The 17,544-nt window shown below is 67.4% G+C and carries 16 protein-coding genes; 11 read left to right on the top strand and 5 right to left on the bottom strand.

What is annotated here, in order from left to right; translation table 11 throughout:
• Nucleotides 1-2: 2 nt before the first annotated feature.
• From EX88_RS0116335 to EX88_RS0116310, 5 genes are all read left to right on the top strand, one after another.
• The gene (locus tag EX88_RS0116335) at nt 3-530 is read left to right on the top strand and encodes a hypothetical protein (protein ID WP_152566314.1); all 528 of its coding nucleotides are present in this window, start codon (nt 3-5) and stop codon (nt 528-530) included.
• A 319-nt stretch (nt 531-849) separates the two neighbouring features.
• Nucleotides 850-1,971, top strand: coding sequence for a glycine cleavage system aminomethyltransferase GcvT (gcvT, locus tag EX88_RS0116330; RefSeq protein ID WP_031373062.1), 1,122 nt, complete (start codon nt 850-852; stop codon nt 1,969-1,971).
• 14 nt (nt 1,972-1,985) lie between these two features.
• Nucleotides 1,986-2,621 carry a 2-hydroxychromene-2-carboxylate isomerase gene (locus EX88_RS0116325; protein ID WP_031373061.1) on the top strand — a complete coding sequence of 212 codons (636 nt, stop codon included), beginning with the start codon at nt 1,986-1,988 and terminating at the stop codon, nt 2,619-2,621.
• Between the two features lie 103 nt (nt 2,622-2,724).
• Nucleotides 2,725-3,120, top strand: a complete 396-nt coding sequence (gcvH, locus tag EX88_RS0116320) for a glycine cleavage system protein GcvH (protein WP_031373060.1) — start codon at nt 2,725-2,727, stop codon at nt 3,118-3,120.
• 529 nt (nt 3,121-3,649) lie between these two features.
• The gene (locus EX88_RS0116310) at nt 3,650-3,940 is read left to right on the top strand and encodes a hypothetical protein (protein WP_152566313.1); all 291 of its coding nucleotides are present in this window, start codon (nt 3,650-3,652) and stop codon (nt 3,938-3,940) included.
• 401 nt (nt 3,941-4,341) lie between these two features.
• Here EX88_RS0116310 and EX88_RS0116305 read toward each other — a convergent pair whose 3' ends face one another.
• A complete protein-coding gene (locus EX88_RS0116305; protein WP_057917171.1) occupies nt 4,342-4,539 on the bottom strand; it encodes a hypothetical protein in 198 nt (65 codons plus the stop codon).
• 267 nt (nt 4,540-4,806) lie between these two features.
• On the opposite strand from EX88_RS0116305, the gene EX88_RS0116300 reads away from it, so the two are divergent.
• Together EX88_RS0116300 and EX88_RS0116295 are read left to right on the top strand one after the other, a co-directional pair.
• Entirely contained in the window at nt 4,807-5,268 is a 462-nt protein-coding gene (locus tag EX88_RS0116300; protein WP_031373057.1) for a hypothetical protein, read from the top strand.
• Nucleotides 5,269-5,819: 551 nt separating this feature from the next.
• On the top strand, nt 5,820-6,353 hold the full coding sequence (locus tag EX88_RS0116295; protein WP_051885197.1) for an SRPBCC family protein: 534 nt from the start codon (nt 5,820-5,822) through the stop codon (nt 6,351-6,353).
• A 165-nt stretch (nt 6,354-6,518) separates the two neighbouring features.
• Here the strand turns inward: EX88_RS0116295 and EX88_RS0116290 are convergent, their stop codons facing one another.
• Both EX88_RS0116290 and EX88_RS0116285 read right to left on the bottom strand, forming a co-directional pair.
• Complete coding sequence (locus EX88_RS0116290) at nt 6,519-7,934, bottom strand: serine hydrolase domain-containing protein (protein WP_051885196.1); 1,416 nt, start codon at nt 7,932-7,934, stop codon at nt 6,519-6,521.
• A 232-nt stretch (nt 7,935-8,166) separates the two neighbouring features.
• Nucleotides 8,167-9,759 carry a GMC family oxidoreductase gene (locus tag EX88_RS0116285; protein WP_031373054.1) on the bottom strand — a complete coding sequence of 531 codons (1,593 nt, stop codon included), beginning with the start codon at nt 9,757-9,759 and terminating at the stop codon, nt 8,167-8,169.
• 256 nt (nt 9,760-10,015) lie between these two features.
• Between EX88_RS0116285 and EX88_RS0116280 the strand changes: the two genes are divergently transcribed.
• Both EX88_RS0116280 and EX88_RS0116275 read left to right on the top strand, forming a co-directional pair.
• Nucleotides 10,016-11,404: an NTP/NDP exchange transporter gene (locus EX88_RS0116280; RefSeq protein WP_051885195.1), complete on the top strand. Its 1,389-nt coding sequence runs from the start codon at nt 10,016-10,018 to the stop codon at nt 11,402-11,404.
• Nucleotides 11,401-12,291 carry a metallophosphoesterase gene (locus tag EX88_RS0116275; RefSeq protein WP_051885194.1) on the top strand — a complete coding sequence of 297 codons (891 nt, stop codon included), beginning with the start codon at nt 11,401-11,403 and terminating at the stop codon, nt 12,289-12,291. Before EX88_RS0116280 ends, EX88_RS0116275 begins: the two co-directional genes overlap by 4 nt.
• Nucleotides 12,292-12,433: 142 nt before the next feature.
• On the opposite strand, the gene EX88_RS24660 is transcribed toward EX88_RS0116275, so the two are convergent.
• Both EX88_RS24660 and EX88_RS0116265 read right to left on the bottom strand, forming a co-directional pair.
• Nucleotides 12,434-13,780, bottom strand: a complete 1,347-nt coding sequence (locus EX88_RS24660; RefSeq protein ID WP_051885193.1) for a hypothetical protein — start codon at nt 13,778-13,780, stop codon at nt 12,434-12,436.
• Between the two features lie 11 nt (nt 13,781-13,791).
• Nucleotides 13,792-14,466, bottom strand: coding sequence for a hypothetical protein (locus EX88_RS0116265; RefSeq protein ID WP_031373050.1), 675 nt, complete (start codon nt 14,464-14,466; stop codon nt 13,792-13,794).
• A gap of 431 nt (nt 14,467-14,897) precedes the next feature.
• Between EX88_RS0116265 and EX88_RS0116260 the strand changes: the two genes are divergently transcribed.
• Entirely contained in the window at nt 14,898-16,259 is a 1,362-nt protein-coding gene (locus EX88_RS0116260; RefSeq protein ID WP_031373049.1) for an NTP/NDP exchange transporter, read from the top strand.
• On the top strand, nt 16,256-17,392 hold the full coding sequence (locus tag EX88_RS0116255; RefSeq protein ID WP_031373048.1) for an NAD-dependent epimerase/dehydratase family protein: 1,137 nt from the start codon (nt 16,256-16,258) through the stop codon (nt 17,390-17,392). Before EX88_RS0116260 ends, EX88_RS0116255 begins: the two co-directional genes overlap by 4 nt.
• Nucleotides 17,393-17,544: the final 152 nt, after the last annotated feature.

The following is a 17,544-nucleotide window of genomic DNA, read 5'->3' as shown; positions in this document are numbered from 1 at the left end:
CGATGACGGCTCTGCGCACATCGGCGATGGTCGCGTTGCTGTGCACGGTCGTTCCCTGTCCGGCCGGCGAACCGAACGGCAGCGAGACCTGGATCGGGCGCGTGGTGCCGCCGTTCCCGGACGGCTTCAAGTCCAACACCGGCGGCTGCGTCGGCTCCGGGCGCAGCGCCGAGCAGATCTGCGCGCGCAGCATCGGCACCATCGACGACGCCGAGGACCGCTCGTTGAAGTTCTACGCCGCCGAGTTGGTCGGCCGGATCGGCAACGAGGCGCGCTGGAAGATCACCGACGTGGTGCCGTATCCCAAGCTGCTGCGCGGCGAACGCGTGTCGATTTCGACCTGTGTCATCGATGGCGTCGGCGATCCGGGTGTGATCGCCGTCATCGATACCGCGGTCGAAAACGCCGAAGCGCGCGAGATGTTCGAGGCCTCGCGTTGGGCGGTGCGCCTGGACCGCAATAAAGGTCGCTTCGTCGAAGTCCGGCCGACCGAAGTGAGCTGTTACAACGAAGGCGCCGAAGGGGAATAGAGCCGGCCGCGCAACAGCAGCCACCGCGCGACCGCGAAGTCCGTCGCAGGGCCCCTCAGTTCCCGGCTCCGGCATCAGGTCGCCGCGAACCCTTCGCTGCCTGGCAGCAGCGATGCGAGCCGTGAGTGCGCGCCCTCGATTTTGACCTTCGCGCATAGTCGGCACAGTTTCGCGGTCGCGGCTCGCGCCGCTCCTGCCCACTTCTGAAGCACGCGGCGCGCTTCCATGCGCTTGCGTACCGAAAATACGTTGCCACGGGCGGCGCGCGCTTCTGGGATAATCGCCGGCTCAACCTCCCCAGCAGAGCAGGCAGCGCCCCATGAGCCAGAAGACCATCCTCAACGACGCCCATCGCGCACTCGGCGCCAAGATGGTGGATTTCGGCGGCTGGGACATGCCGATCAGCTACGGCTCGCAGATCGAAGAGCATCACCAGGTGCGTCGCGACGCCGGCATGTTCGACGTCAGCCACATGACCGTGGTCGACCTGCGCGGCGCGCGCGTGCGCGAGTTCCTGCGCCACCTGGTCGCCAATTCGGTCGACAAGCTGCAGAAGTCGGGCAAGGCGCTGTACACCTGCATGCTCAATCCGCAGGGCGGCGTCATCGACGACCTGATCGTGTATTTCCTCGAGGAAGAATTCTTCCGTCTGGTGGTCAACGCCGCCACCCGCGAAAAAGACCTGGCCTGGATCGGCGAGCAGGCCAAGGCCTTCGGCGTCGAGGTCAAGGAGCGTCCGGAACTGGCGATGATCGCGGTGCAGGGCCCGAGCGCGCGCGACAAGCTGATCGGCCTGCTGCGCGAGGAAGACCGCGCCCGCGTTGGCAAGCTCGGCAAGTTCGTCGCCGGGCAGGCCCGGACCGCCGACGGCATCGAGCTGTTCGTCGCCCGCACCGGCTACACCGGCGAAGACGGTTTCGAAGTGGTCGTGCCGGAAGACCGGGCGGTCGCGCTGTGGGATGCGCTGCTCGCCGCTGGCGTGAAGCCGGCCGGTCTCGGCGCGCGCGACACCCTGCGCCTGGAAGCCGGCATGAACCTCTACGGCCAGGACATGGACGACAGCGTGTCGCCGTACGAAGCCGCGTTGGCCTGGACCATCGCCCTCGACGAAGGCCGCGACTTCATCGGCCGCCAGCCGCTCGAGCAGCTCAAGGCCAGCGGCGCCGCGCGCCAGATGATCGGCCTGGTCATGGACGAGAAGGGCGTGCTGCGCCACGGCCAGAAAGTGCTGACCGCGCACGGCGAGGGCGAGATCCTCTCGGGCACCTTCTCGCCGACGCTGAACAAGTCGATCGCGTTCGCGCGCGTGCCGGCCGGAGAGATTCCGCTCGGCAGCGCCGGTAACGTCCGCGTCGACATCCGCGGCAAGGAAGTGCCGGTGCGGGTGGTGAAGTTCCCGTTCGTGCGCGACGGCCAGGCCCAGGACGGCGTGCTGGTCTGACCGACGCCTCGGCCATGGTCTTCGTCGACTACTACTTCAGCCTGATCTCGCCCTATGCCTACCTCGGGCACGCCGCCGTGCTCGAGGCGGCGCAGGCGAGCGGTGCGCGCCTGGTCTACAAGCCGGTGCGCATCTTCGAGCTGTTCGCCGCCAACGGCGGCCTGCCGCTCGGCCAACGCGCGCCGGCCCGGCAGCGTTACCGTCTGTACGAGTTGCAGCGCGCACGCGAGCAGCGCGCGCTGCCCTTGAACCTGGCGCCGAAGTTCTTCCCGGTCGATCCCGGCCTGGCCGATCGCTGCGCGATCGCCCTGGTCGAGGCCGGCGCCGATCCGGCCGCCTACATGGACGCCGCGTTCCGGGCGATCTGGGCGCACGACCAGGACCTGGCCGATCGCGACACGGTCGCGCGCCTGTTGCGCGATCACGGTCACGATGCGGAGGCGACGATCGCCGCCGCCGAGACCGCCGAAGTCGCCGCGCGCTATCGGGATTACACCGCACAGGCGATCGCCGCCGACCTGCCGGGCCTGCCCGGCTACGTGCTGCACGGCGAACCGTTCTGGGGCCAGGATCGCGTCGAGGCGCTGCGCGAGGCGCTGCTCAGCGCTCGCGCGCCGTACCGGATCGGCGACGGCGGGAGGGCGAGTTGAACGCGCCCGTCGCCCTCCCGGCCGCCGCCCCTGTGGCATGTCGCGCCCGCATCGTTAAACTACCCGCCATTACCAGCCGCTCCCGTCACGTTCGAGGCCTGCCATGAGTGAAATCCCCGGCGATCTGAAGTTTATGAAATCCCACGAGTGGGCCCGCGTCGAAGGCGACGGCAAAGTCACGGTCGGTATCTCCGACCATGCCCAAGGCCTGCTCGGCGACCTGGTCTACGTCGAACTGCCGAACATCGGCGACCGCGTCGAAGCCGGCACCGCCTCGGCGGTGGTCGAGTCGGTCAAGGCCGCCTCCGACGTCTATTCGCCTGTCTCCGGCACCGTGACCGCGGTCAACGCCGCGCTGGCGGACAAGCCGGAAACGATCAACGAAGACGCCTACGGCGAGGGCTGGATCTTCACCGTCGAGATCGACGAGCCGGACCAGCTCAACGAACTGCTCGCTCCGGACGACTACGCCGAGCTGCTCGAAGAAGACGACCACTGATCCCAGCCGATCCGGCACCGTCGCCCTGAGGGCGGCGGCAGCGGGGAGCGCAGAACCGGACCGCGATCGCGGCAGCCGGCTCTCCGCTCCCCGTTTTCGTTTTGGGCGGCGCGGTGGCGGCGCGTGCGTTCGACTCCGGCTTCGCCGCGGCGCCCGGCACGCGGCCGACGAGCGGTCGATGTGGAGCGACGAGGCGGCGTTGAGCCGACGGCGAACCGGAGATCGGCCGATGCGTTCCGGTGGCGGTCGACGTCGCGACGCCATCGATGCCGTCGCGCGCGTCGTCGGTTTGCCGGAACCCGGTTGCGCCGTCGCGAACCCGCCCGACGACGGTGCCTCGCCCCGACGCGACGTCCGAGCGCGACGCGTGGACTCGATGTGAAGAGCCCGCCGCTCGCTCGCCGCGAACCTCGCGTCGCCGGCCTTCGCTACCGCTCGCGCCGACTCGCAGCAGCGCGGTCGAGACCGGCGCGATGCGACCCTTACCGTGCTCGTCGAGGCATTGGACCGAGTCCCGCGCGATCGATGCGTGCAACGCCGAAGTGCTGAAAACAAGCGTTTTTTGCGAGCCGGCGAATCGTCGCGGCGGACCGGCGATGCCGTCGGCGAATGCCGGGTGCGGTCGTCGGGTCGGTCGTCGCGGCTGCCGGAAAACGCTTTCCACTTCGCCGCGTTCGCACCGCGTCGAGGCGTGAGCGCGGCGACCTCGGCAGACGAACGGTCGTCGCCGCGCATGCCGGCGTTGCCGTTCGTCGGTGCCGCCGAGGTGCAGGCACACATGCTCGGCGACGTCGTTCGTCGCCGTCGTTCGAGCGAGTGAGTCGTCGCGTCGGCATGCTCGTCGCTCCGACGAGGCGGTCGTCGAACGTCGCCGGAGGCCGAAAACGGTTCGCGCAGTTTCGCGCAATTCGGCTTGTGCGACGCGAAATCCGCGGCCGTCGCGGACCGGAATTTTTTCTTCCGGATTCGCCTTCGCAGATCGCCTTCGATAGCCTCGCGCGGCGATGCGCGTTATCGAAAAAACTCCGCGCGAAAAAACATCGCATCGCCGAAACCCGCGCCACGCTTGGGTTTCAGCGATGTCGAAAGAAACGCATCGCGAATCGGTCGGATGCGCGCGCGCGCACTCGACGAAGGCGTGCGCCGCCGATGCCGCCGCCGTCCGGGCGGGCGGCCCGGAAAAAAAATAGGCTCGGTTGTTGACAGTATGAAAAAGCGTGATTAGGTTTCGCCCAGCAGACGTTTCCTGCAGACGAGAGTGAGAAAACCCAGCGCGACAACATGCAGCACAAAACGGACCTCCGCCCGGACAGTCAAAACGGTGGACGCAGGATTCGCTTCCTCTGCAGAAATGTTGACCGCACTCTCTTCGCCGATGACATCCAAAACCCAGATGACATCGTTGGCGTCCTGTTCCAAGCAACCCGGTTCGCGTTCGGCGGGCCGGGTTTTTGTTTGGCCGCGCCCCTTTGCGGCCCCCTCCGTCCGCCTTCCGGGCGGATGCGCCATCGGTCCCGCCGCGCCTGCGGCCGGATGCGATCCCCGATCCGTTCCGGCGCGCAGTGCGCGTCGGCGGTTGCACGCGGGTCCGACTCCCGCGGCTCTGTCTTCACAGAGTCCCTTTCCACTGGGCTTACCGCACCACCACTGATCAATCCCTGATCACCACTGACGAGGAGCCATACCATGGCCGTTAAGAAAGCTGCTAAGAAGTCCGCCGCCAAGAAGGCGACGAAGAAGGCTGTCAAGAAAGCTGGCGCGAAGAAGGTTGCCAAGAAGGCCACCAAGAAGACCGCCAAGAAGGCAGCCAAGAAGACCGTGAAGAAGGCCGCCAAGAAGACCGCACGCAAGGCCACCAAGAAGACGGCCAAGAAGACTGCGAAGAAGGCGACCAAGAAGACTGCTAAGAAGGCAGCCAAGAAGGCGACCAAGAAGACCGCCAAGAAGGCTGTGAAGAAGGCCGCCAAGAAGACCGCCAAGAAGGCGGCTAAGAAGGCTCCGAAGAAGGCTGCCAAGAAGACTGCCAAGAAGGCCGCCAAGAAGACTGCTAAGAAGGCCGCCAAGAAGGCCCCGAAGAAGGCCGCCAAGAAGGCCCGCAAGTCCAAGGCTGCAGCTGCGTTGCCGGCCACCCCGGCTCCGCTGATCTAAATAAGAAAAACCCCGATTAAGCCGTAATCAAGCTCTCTCCCCGCAGCCCAGGCGGGGGGAGAGTTTTTTTTTGGGGGTGAGGCGAAGCGCTTGCGAGCCACTGGCTCGCGCTTCGACGAACGCCCGAGCGCTGTGCGCGAGGGCCGGGCGGGCGAAAGACTTCCCAGCCACCGGCTCCCGCCTTGGGCCGGGCGGGCGAAAGACTTCCCAGCCATTGGCTCGCGCCTTTGCGAACGCCCGAGCGCTGTGCGCGAGGGCCGGGTGGGCGAAAGACTTCCCAGCCACCGGCTCGCGCCTTTGCGCGTGTTCCCAGCCGTCATCCCCGCGAAGGCGGCGATCCAGAGACTTCAGCGTTCTGCCGAGGGAAGCCCCTGCCGTCGGACTCAGCCAAAGCCAGGCCGAACCCGCCGTCTCGGAGTGACGACCGCTGGGCGGCGCGGCTGCGCTCCCATGCCGCGCCGCGCGCCTCTCGTCGGCGAGCTCGCCGCAACCGCTTCCGATCGCCGCGGCAGCGGTTAGGATCGGGCCTGGTCCAATGCCCGGGAAGCGCCATGAAAGCCTTGCTGAAGGGATTGCTGTATCTCGTCGTACTGCTCGCTCTGGTGTTCGTGGTCGGCGGCTTCCTGCTGCCGGACAAGACCCACGTCGAACGATCGATCGCGATCGACCGGCCGCCCGGCGAAGTCCACGCCATGCTCGATTCCTACAAGCGCTTCAACGAGTGGTCGCCGTGGTACGAGCTGGAGCCGACCGCGAAGTACGTCTACAGCGGTCCCGAAGCCGGTGTCGGCGCGTCGCTTGCCTGGGAGGGCGTGAAGGTCGGCAAGGGCAGCCAGCGCATCGCCGAGTCGGTGCCGCAGCAGAAGGTCGTCAATGCGCTCGACTTCGACGGCACCCAGGCGGTCGGCACCTTCGACCTCAAGGCCGAGGGCGACGGCACCCGCGTGACTTGGTCGCTCGACAGCGCGCACGGCAACAATCTGGTCTCGCGCTGGTTCGGTCTGGTGCTCGACAAGATGGTCGGCAAGGACTACGACAAGGGCCTGGCCAAGCTCAAGCGGGTGCTCGAACAACAGCCGCGCTGACGGCGAGCCTGTGATCGGCGAGCGGCCCGCGTTCGGGCCGCGCCAGCGGGTTTGAAACTCGGTCGCGCCATCGACACGCACCCAGCTCGAAACGCAACGGGCCGCGGCATTGCCTCGGCCCGTTGCGTATCCGGCCACCGGTCGCGCCGGTGGTGCGCTCGCGCCTCAGCGCGGCGCGGCGGTCGATTTCTGCGCGTTGCTGCCGTTGGGATCGCGCTGCTGGGTCGGGTTGGACTCGGCGGCGTACAGACCCGGGTCGTCGAAGCCGACATCGATCCAGCGCTCCGGCGGCAGGCCGATGGCGCGATCAAGGATCGTCGGCAGCAGGCCGGTCGGCAAACCGCTTTCGCTGTTCCACAGCAGGGCGATGCCGAGGTCGCGTTCGGGCAGCAGTGCGACCACGCCGCGATAACCCTGCACCGCGCCGGCATGGAACACCATGCGGTGGCCGGCGTAGTCGTAGACGCGCCAGCCCAGGGCGTAGCCCGCCGAGCTCAGGCGCTGACGGCGCCAGCTCGAACCGCGGATCTCGGTCGGGGTGTCGACCAAGGGCTGGTGCAGCGTCGCCAGCAAGGGCAGCGGCAGCACGTCGGGGCGGTGGCCGGTCTGGGCGATCAGCCACTGCGCCATGTCGCTGGCGCTGGCGTTGACGCCGGCGGCCGGCGGCAGTTGGTAATAGGTCGGCTTCGGCGTCAGCGAGGCCCAGCCGCCGCGAGCGCGCACGTGCGGACGGGCCCAGCGCGCGCTGGCGGTGATGCCTTCCAGGCCGAGACTGGCGTCGTTCATGCCGAGCGGCTTGAACAGGCGGCGCTGCACTTCCTGGCTGTAGAAGTCGCCGGTCGCGGCGAACACGACGTCGCCGATCAGGCTGAAGGCGATGTTCTGGTAGCCGTAGCAGGTGCCCGGCTGGCAGGTCATCGGCGCATAGGCCAGCTTCTGGGTGAGCACGCGGTAGTCGGCGTAGTTTTCCAGATCGCGGTCGTAGGTGTTGTGGGTCAGGCCGACGCGATGGCTGAGCAGGTCGGCGACGGTGATCTGGCGCGCGGCGTTCGGATCGACCAACTGAAAGCTGGGCATGTAATCGACCAGCTTGCTGTCCCAACGCAGGGTGCCGTCGTTGACGAGCAGGCCGGTCAGAGTGCCGGCGAAGCTCTTCGACAGCGAGGCCAGGCGGAACACGGTGTGGGCGTCGATCGGCTCGGCGTTGCGCACGTCGGTGATGCCGTAGCCGCGCGCGCTGAGAACCTGGCCGTTGTGCACGACCGCCATGGCCATGCCCGGAATGCGTTGGTCGGCGACGAGCTGCTGCGCCATCGCCTCGAATTGGCGGACGTCGAAATCGCTGGCGAGCGGCAACACGCGGCCGGCGGGATTCTGCGCCGAGACGATGTGCTGGCCCGGCGCGAGCGTGCCGTCGAAACCTTGCGCGCGCGCGACCGGTGCCTGCGGCTGCGGACTCTGCCAGCGCAGGGAAGTTTGTGCGGTCGAACCCAGGGTCAAGGTCAGCAGGGCAGCGAGCGTGCCGAGGCGCCAGGGATTGAGTGACCGCCGGGGCGAGCCCGGATTCTTGTCGTGTTTCATCGGTCGCAGCGCCTGCGTGAGCCGGGTTACAACGATTCTAGCGCCGATCTCAGGGAATTGGACAACAAGCGCATTCAGGATTCTGATTTTTCAGGCTTTAATGGCCTGATGAACAGGCCTTGCTGCGGCTTGGTTCAGGAACTTGTCGACGCAGGCGACGAGCGGTTGCGGTGGCCCGACTGCAGGCCGCCGCGGTGGTGCCGCGACGCCCCGATTCGCCCGCCACCTTGCCTCAGATGCGCCCGCTGATCAGGTCCGAGGCGCGCTCGGCGATCATCATCGTCGGCGCGTTGGTGTTGCCGCCGATCAGGCTCGGCATGACCGAGGCGTCGACCACGCGCAGCCCTTCGACTCCGCGCACGCGCAGCCGCGAGTCGACCACCGAGGCGTCGTCGTCGCCCATGCGACAGGTGCCGACCGGGTGGTAGACGCTCTCGGCCTTGGCGCGGACGAACTCGACCAACTCGGCGTCGCTGAGGTCGTCGCGGGCCGGGAAGATCGGTGCGCCGCGATACGGGTCGAAGGCCTTCTGCGCGAACACGGTGCGCGAGAGCTTGGCGCACTCGACCATCATCTTCAGGTCGAAGCCTTCCGCATCGCTCAGGTAGTTGGCTTCGATGCGCGCCTTGTCGCCGGCGCTGGCGCTGGCCAGGCCGATGCGGCCGCGACTGCGCGGACGCAGGAAGCAGGCGTGGGCGGTGTAGCCGTCGCCGGGCAGGCGGTGGCGGCCGTGGTCGTCGAGCATGGCCGGGACGAAATGCATCTGGATGTCGGCGCGCTCGTCCGGCGCCAGCGCCGAACGCACGAAGGCGCCGGCTTCGGCGATGTTGCTGCTGCCCGGGCCGCTGTGGCCGCGCAGGTAATAGTCGAAGGCGATGCGCACATCGCTGACGCGGTCGTAGGTCACGCGCCGGGTCGAGTGCTGCAGGGTGCAGATGTCGAGATGGTCCTGCAGGTTCTGCCCGACCTGCGGCGCGTCGTGCAGCACCTCGATGCCGTGCCGGCGCAGTTCCTCGGCCGGGCCGATGCCCGACAGCATCAGCAGCTGCGGCGAATTGATCGCGCCGCCGCTCAGCAGCACCTCGCGCGTCGCGTGCTGATGATAGGCGCGGCCGCCGACGCTGTAGGTCACGCCGGTGGCGCGGCCGCGTTCGATGGTGATGCGGTTGACCAGGGCGCCGGTGACGATGTGCAGGTTGTGGCGTTCGCGCGCCGGGTCCAGGTAGGCGACCGCGCTCGAACAGCGCGCGCCGTTCTTCTGGGTCACCTGGTAAAGACCGAAGCCTTGCTGTTTCGGGCCGTTGAAATCCGGGTTGGCGGCATAGCCGGCCTGTTGTCCGGCTTCGATGAAAACGCCCGACAGCGGATTGGTGTAACGCAGGTCGGAGACGTACAGCGGGCCGTGGCTGCCGTGCAGGGCGCTGTCGCCGCGGCTGTTGCGCTCGGAACGGCGGAAGTAGGGCAGCACGTCGCTCCAGCCCCAACCGCTGGCGCCGGCCGCGGCCCAGTCGTCGTAGTCGCCGGGCACGCCGCGGATGTAGCACATGGCGTTGATCGAGCTGGAACCGCCGAGCACCTTGCCGCGCGGCCACCACAGCACGCGCCGGTTGAGCTGCGCCTCCGGGGCGGTGTCGTAATCCCAGTTCACGCCTTTCTTGCCGACCAGCTTGGCCAGCCCGGCGGGCATGTGGATGAAGGGATGACGGTCGCGCGGACCGGCCTCGATCAACAGCACTCGGGCGTCGGGATCTTCGCTGAGGCGGTTGGCCAGCACGCAACCGGCCGAACCGGCGCCGACGATGATGTAGTCGAACTCTTGGGGCATTCTCGGGCTGCTCTGCATCGGTCGCTTTACCGTGCGGCGAACGTAAGCGCCAAAACTAGAGCATATGCTCCCAATGGCGATGCCGCAGCCGCCAGACGCCGTGCTGGCGGTGTGGGACGCCTTGGGCTACCGTGCCGGCAACGAACGGGGCCGGCGCTTTCCGGCACCGCCAGCGGCGAGGAGACCGGGCCCGGCCCGGCCGCGCCGATGACCCGCCAACCGTCGGCCATGCCGGCAGTCCACACGGAGCGACGGAATGTCGGCAGTCCAAGACGCCAGCCTGCAGACCGGGCGCGTCCACAGCGGGGAATGGCGCGCGGTCGCGTTCTCGCTGGCGTATTTCTTCTGCGTGCTGACCGCGTACTACGTGATCCGCCCGGTCCGCGACCAGCTCAGCGCCGCGGTCGGTTCGACCCAACTGCCCTGGTTCTACGCGGCGACCTTCGTCGCGACGCTGGCGCTGACGCCGGTGTTCTCGGCCCTGGTCTCGCGCTATCCGCGCCGGGTGGTGGTGCCGCTGGTGTATGGCTTCTTCATCGCCTGCCTGCTCGCCTTCGTGCCCTTGTTCAGCGCTCACGGCGTGCTCAGCCCGCGCGCGCTCGGCACCGTGTTCTTCGTCTGGATCAGCGTGTTCAATCTGTTCGTGGTGTCGGTGTTCTGGAGTTTCATGACCGACATCTGGAGCGAGGGCCAGGCGCGGCGTCTGTTCCCGTTGATCGCGGTCGCCGGCACGCTCGGTTCGCTCGCCGGTCCGGTCCTGACCCGGTTGCTGGTCGGTGTGATCGGCGTGGCGCCGCTGCTGATGGTCTCGGCCAGCCTGCTCGGCCTGGCATTGCTGTTCGTCGCTTTGCTAGGGCGCTGGTCGCGCATCCACGGCACTCGCCGCTTCGAGGCCTCGCACGAATCGGCGATCGGCGGCGGCATGCTCGACGGCCTCAAGCAGGTGTTCGCCAATCCCTTCATGCGCTCGATGGCGATCCTGCTGTTGCTCGGCGACTGGATCGGCACGGTCAACTACGGCCTGGTGGTGGACTACTCGAAGGCGACCTTCGTCGATGCGGTCGCGCGCACCCGTTTCGCCGCCGACCTGGACCTGATGACCAACATGATCGCGTTGGCGGCGCAGTTGCTGTTGACGCCTTGGTTGCTGGCGCGACGCGGTGCGGCCACGGTGATCGGGGTGTGGTCGGTGGTGACGGTGTCGATCCTGGCGCTGGTCGCGCTGGTCGCCGACCCGCATGCGCCGCTGACCCAATTGTTCCCGGGCTACGGCGCACTGGTGGCGATGCTGCCGCAGGGCATGGCGGCGATGCTGCTGCCGATGCCGGCGGTGGCGATGGCGCTGGTGATCAGCCGCGGGCTCGCCTACGGCATGGTCGGCCCGGCCCGCGAAAGTCTGTTCAGCAGCGCCGCGCGCACCCTGCGTTACAAGGGCAAGAACGCGGTCGACACCGCCGCCTGGCGCTTCGGCGACGTCGCCGTGGCGACCGCGATGGTCGGCCTGCGCGGCGTCGGTGTGGGTGTCGCCGGCCTGGCCGGCATCAGCGCGGCGGTCGCCGCCGGCGCCGGCTTGATCGGTTGGAACGTCGCGCGCTGGGTGCAGCGTGGCGGCGCCTCAGACACACGAGAGACCTCGAAAGCATGAAACGCGGTTGGCGGCCGTGGCCGCGTCAGTTGTGGCTGCAGCGCTTGTTCGTCGGCGTGGTCCTGTCCGGTGTCGGATGCTTCGCCTGGGGGTTCTTCTGGGAACCGCGGCAACTGGTCGAGCGCGATTACGAATTTCGCCTGCCGCACTGGTCGCGCGACTGCGATGGCCTGCGCATCGACGTGGTCGCCGACCTGCATACCGGCTCGCCGCACAACGGCCTCGACCGGCTAGACCATATCGTCGAGCGGCTGGTCGCGAGCGACGCCCAGGCGGTGTTGATGGCCGGCGATTACGTGATCCTCAGCGTGCTCGGCGGCAGTTACATCTCGGCCGAGCAGATGGCGCCGCATCTGCGGCCCCTGACCCGACGCAAGCCGGTCTATGCGGTGCTCGGCAACCACGACTGGTGGAAGGACGGGGTGCGGGTACGCGCCGCGTTGGAGTCGGCCGGGGTGATCGTGCTCGAAGACCAGGCGCAGGCGGTGCAGCTCGGCGCCTGCCGGGTGTGGGTGGTCGGCATCGGCGACAAATGGGAAGCCGCCCACGACATCGACCGCGCCTTCGCCGGCGTCGCCGACGATGCGCCGGTGCTGGCCCTGACCCACAACCCCGACCTGTTTCCCGAGGTCCCGCCACGCGCATCCTTGACCGTCGCCGGACACACCCACGGCGGCCAGGTGCGCCTGCCGTGGATCGGCACTCCGGTGCTGCCGGCCGACCAACGCTATGCCGGCGGTTACCTGATCGAAGACGGCAAGTCCGTGTTCGTCTCCACCGGCATCGGCACCAGCATCCTGCCGGTCCGCTTCGGCGTGCCGCCGGAGATTTCGCGCTTGACGCTGCGTGCGGCCGTGCCGGGTCGGGAGCGACACGCACCCGATTGAGCCGTTGTCTCAAACTGCAGCTACGGGCTTTCGATAAGCGCCAGCGGCAGCTGAGCAACCGTGTCGTCGAATCGTTCGCCCCGACCAGGCCAGACCAAGCCGGGCCGAAGACGGCACCGGTCCGGATCGAGCGGCTGGCGCTTCAGCGCGCGATGGCCTGCGGTTGCGGATCGTTCGGGCCGCGCAGGTTCTGCGCTTCCTGCGCCTGCGTGGTGTGTGCCTGGAGCTTGCTCAGTCCCTGCGAAACCTGCTCCATCGGTGGGGATTGCGCAGGATCGGCGCTGATATGAAAGCCGGGAGTATGGCCGCCGACCCAGATCTTGCCGCCTACCAGGCCGATCTCGTTCGAGTTCACTTTCGACGGATCGGTCAGGCCGCCTTGCTTGGCCAGCAACATCGCATGCGCCACGGCATTGTCCGGCACGCTGGCCGGCAGCTTGTCGCGCAGCAGTTGGAAGTAGCCGTTGTCCGGGTGGCCGACGTCGCGGAAATCGCGCGAGGCCGCTGCAGGCGCGCTCGCCGCGGTTGGCGTGACCGGTGCCGGGGACTCGGCCGGAGCAGGCAGGGCTGGAGCAGGCACGGCTGGGGTCGGGCGGGCCAGGCTCGGGCTGGTATCGGTAAAGCTCGGCGGCAATCTGAGGCCGGTAAGGCCCAGTTCCTTGAGATTGACCTTGATCTCAGGTGCGGGGTGGCTGGGGTTGCCGACTCTGGCGGCGGCCAGGGTCTCGTTCTCTATCTTGTTGATGAGGGCCAGAGACCGTGGGCCGTAGACCTTCGGGTAGCCGTTGGCCTCGTAGAAATGCTCGCCGATGGCATCGATATTCGCCTTCGTCGCGGCGATCTTGCCGTTCTTGTCGATCGTCAGCCCGGCTTTCGGCGTGTATTTTTCCTTTCCCGGCGTGCCGCCGACATCGAAGTACTGCTCCATCTGGTTGGAGGAGTGAAACAACTTGTCGTAAAGCTGTTCCTTGCTGGCTTTCGGGTTTTCCCTGCGCACGTGCGCGGCTAGCACGTTGAACCCGGCGATCTGGTCGTTCGCCTCGCGCTTGCGGCTCTCGGTGTCGCGGTCTTTGACGAGAGTCGTGTAATCGTGCGGCGACGGACCTTCGGCGATCTTCCGTACCTTGTCCTCGAATGCTTTGTTTCCGTCGGCGATGGCCTGCTTGTTGACGGAATGTTCGATCTCGTGGCCGAACACCAGCCGCAGCGTATTGGCGTTGCGGGGATTGGTATCGGCGCTGTTGAGCATGTCCATCGGCAGTGCGATGGATTTGTCGACCGGATTGAAACCGCCCATGACGCCTCTTGAGCGCAGGGCCGGGTCGAGCGGTTTGATCGTGTCGAGATTGCCGAGTTCGATCGACTTGACGATGCGCGCTTGCAACTCGGGCGTGGTCTTGAGCAGGTCGCGCAGGTTCTTGCCACCGGCTGCGTTGGCACTCTCGAAATCCGTGAGCATCGCTTCCAGTTTTTCGGCGGGCGTGGCCATGGCGGGCTCCTTCAGGCCTGGGTGCTGATGGCGAGACTGGAGATGCAGGCCCGACCTTGCTCAGGGTCCTTATTGCCGTGGGTGTAGATCGCCACTTCGACCTTGCCGCGAACGAAGCTCCGGGGCTCGACCCCGCGGTAGCCGAAGCCGGGGTCGCTACCGTCGCCGCTCGGCAAGCTCTGGGCCTGGAAGCCCGCCGAGGTCAATGCCTGGCTGTAGTCCTTGAAGTCCATGCTGCAAATCGGCGCGATATCGGCGGCGCCTTGGGCCTGGCTCAGGAAGCGGAAATCCAGCCGCGTGGGTTTTTCCCCCTGCCTGTACGACACCGAGGTCAGGCTGTACGACCACGCGTTCGTCAGCGCACCGCCGAAGCCGTACTCGGTGCGGTCCTCGGAATGGATCTCGACCTTGATGCCGGTCTGCTTTTCGATGTTCTCGGGAGAGAGGTCCTGGGCACCGTGAATGCTGTCGATCAGTTTCAGCACGCGCTTGCCGATTTGTTCGGCATCGAGCCGAGCGCTGTCGGCGAGGGTCGTCGATTGCGTGGTCATGGCAGCATTCTCCTTGGCCGATGCCTGGGGCTGGGGCGTGGTGGTGCAGGATGCGATCAGTGCGCAGAACATCAGTGTGCAGAACAGGGTCGGAAGCAGGCCGGCTCGAGCGGCGGTCGCTGCGGTCGCGCGCATGGGCATCCTCCGTTGATGCGATGGGGAATCCGCAGGCTACTGCCGCGGTGCCCCGTGGACAATCGAACCGGCGCCGAAACCGTGTTTTCCGGACAGCCGATTCAGGCATTTCCTACAAATCACCCACATCGGCACGGAAACGACGGTTGGTTTTGCCGGGCTTGTTCAGGCCCAGGGCGTTCGCTCGATCCGTTTCGGAACCGGACTGCGTCCCCGATCACGGCTTGCGTACGCCGAGGCTCGGAGCGTCCCCACCATGCCGAAGGTCGGTATGACCATCCGCAGGGGCCGCGCGCGGGCCCCGCGGCTAGTTTGGGCGGGGGAACCGGAGCAGCGACGATGCGCAAGCCGAGCGGGCACGACGGGGGTGGACGCGTATCCGCGTCGTTCGCCACGCGCTGCGCTCGTGTCGATGCGATCAGGGCACGGACATGAGCACTGCGTCTGCCAATGCGCATCCGAGCCGGCGCCTGTCCTCGAATGCGCCGCTGTGGTGGTCGCTGCTGTATTTCTTCAGCCTGCTCTGCGGCTATTACGTGTTGCGGCCGGTGCGCGATGCGATGGGCGCTTCGGCCGATGCGGCCACGGTGTTTCCGCAGGCGATGATCGCCTGGGCCCAGGCGCACGGTCTGCAGCTCAAGGACTTCGTGCTGCAGGTGTTGTTCACCTGCACCTTCGTGACCATGCTGGCCTTGCAGCCGGTCTACGGCGCCCTGGTCGCGCGATTCCCGCGGCGGGTATTTCTACCGGTGGTGTATGCCTTGTTCATCGCCTGCCTGTTGGCGTTCCATTGGGCGTTCAATGCCGGCGTGCCGGGGCGGGGCATGGTGTTTTTCGTCTGGACCGCGGTGTTCAACCTGTTCGCGGTGACGGTGTTCTGGAGTTACATGGCCGACGTGTTCGACGATGCCCAGGCGCGTCGTTTGTACGGCTATATCGGCGCCGGCGGCACCGCCGGCGCGGTGCTCGGGCCGATCCTGACCCAGTGGCTGGTGCAGCCCTTGGGCGTGGCCAACCTGTTGTTGGTCTCGGTAGCGTTCCTGTCGATCTGCGTGCTGTGTATCGTGCGGCTGCGGCCGTGGGCGATCCGGCGCGAACGCGAGCACGGCCTCGACAGCGGCGAGGGCGCGATGGGCGGCTCGATCTGGGCCGGCCTGAAACTGGTCTGGCAGCGACCGGTGTTGCGGGCGATGGCGATCACCCTGTTCTTCAGCGTCGGCGCGGCGACCTTGCTCTACAACCAGCAGGCGGCGATCGCGCGCGAGTTCTATCCCGGCGCCGAAGCCGCGACGCGCTATTTCGCCCGCATCGACAGCGCGGTCAATCTGCTTGCGATCCTCACTCAGTTGCTGCTGACCCGCTGGCTGTTGAATCGCCACGGCGTCGCCCCGGCCTTGTTGATGCCGGGGCTGACCTTGTTGCTCGGCTTCGGCGTGCTGTTGGCCTCGCCGCTGCCGGCGATGGTCGCGATCGTGCAGGTGCTGCAGCGCGCCGGCGAATTCGCCCTGGCCAAGCCGGCCCGCGAGACCTTGTACACGCGGGTCGACCGGCCCTCGCGCTACAAGGGCAAGGCGGTGATCGATACCGCGGTTTTCCGCGGCACCGATCTGGCCTTCGTCTGGATCCACAAGGGCGTGGCCCTGTTCGGCAGCCAGGCCGTATTCGCGGCCGGCGTGCTCGCCGCCGCCGGCATGACCGCGAGCGCCTGGAGCATCGTGCGCGCCCAGCGCGGCCTGCCGGGCGCGGCTTCGACTCTTCCTTCCGACATCCGCTCTCTACGAGGTGAAGCATGAAAACCAGTCGTCGCGATTTCCTGGCCGCGGGCGCCGCCGGCGCCGGTCTGCTCGCCCTGCCGTCGTTCGCGCGCAGTCTGCGCAAACCGGCGCCGCTGAAGCTGTTGGTGCTCGGCGGCACCGGTTTTCTCGGCCCGCATTTCGTCGAGGCTGCGCGCAAGCATGGCCACAGCCTGACCTTGTTCAATCGCGGCAAGACCAATCCCGGCAAGTTCTCCGGCGAGCAGTTCAGCGACATCGAGCAACTGCACGGCGATCGCAAGACCGACATGAAGGCGCTGGAAGGCGAGCGCCGGTGGGATGCGGTGCTGGACACGTCCGCTTACTTGCCGGCGGACGTGACCCGCTCGGCCAAGTTGCTGGCGCCGAGGGTGAAGCAGTACGTGCTGGTGTCGACGATCTCGGTCTACGCCAAGAACGATGCCCCCAGCGACGAGAATTCGCCGCTCGCGGTGCTGGCCGATCCCAACGTCACCGAGGTCACCGGCGAAACCTACGGCGGCCTCAAGGCCCTGTGCGAGCAAGCCGCTGAACGCGAACTGCCCAAGCGCACCACGGTGGTTCGTCCGGGGCTGATCGTCGGCCCCGGCGATACCACCGATCGTTTCACCTATTGGCCGGCGCGCGCCGACCGCGGCGGCGAGATCCTCGCGCCCGGCAGCGCGCAGGACCCGACTCAGTTCATCGACGTACGCGATCTGGCGGCGTTCCTGCTGGCGACGATCGAGCACGGCCACTTCGGCATCTATAACGCCGATGCCGCCCCCGGCGCCCTGAGCATGGGCGCGGTGCTGGCCGAATCGCAGCGCGCGGCCAAGGCGAAGTCGACCGTTACCTGGGTGCCGGCGGATTTTCTCGAAGCGCAGAAAGTTTCGCCATGGCAGGACATGCCGGCCTGGATTCCCGCGCGCGGCGAGTACGCCGGCTTCGGCCGTACGTCGGTGGCGAAGGCGCGCGCGGCCGGCCTCACCTATCGGCCGCTGCGCGAGACCGTGCGCGACACGCTCGCTTACTGGCAGGGCCTGCCGGCCGAACGCCGCGCCAAGCCCAAGGCCGGGATCGCGCCGCAACGCGAGGCCGAGGTGTTGAAGGCCTGGCATGCGAGCGCAGACGCGACGAAGGGGAAGGAGTAGGAGTAGGAGAAGTGAATGCGGAGGAGTGAGAAGTGAGCGAAAGCCGGTCGCCGGGGGCTTTACTCACTCCTCACTCCTCACTCCTCACTCCTCACTCCTCAGCGCCGACTCCCCCCAGCTGCGCGGCGCCGGGCCGAAGCCTTATGCTGGGG

The sequence above is a fragment of the Lysobacter antibioticus genome (assembly GCF_000731095.1).
GTDB lineage: Bacteria > Pseudomonadota > Gammaproteobacteria > Xanthomonadales > Xanthomonadaceae > Lysobacter > Lysobacter antibioticus_B.
Note: the sequence above shows the minus strand (reverse complement) of the source record. Positions and strands in the feature narration are given on the sequence as shown.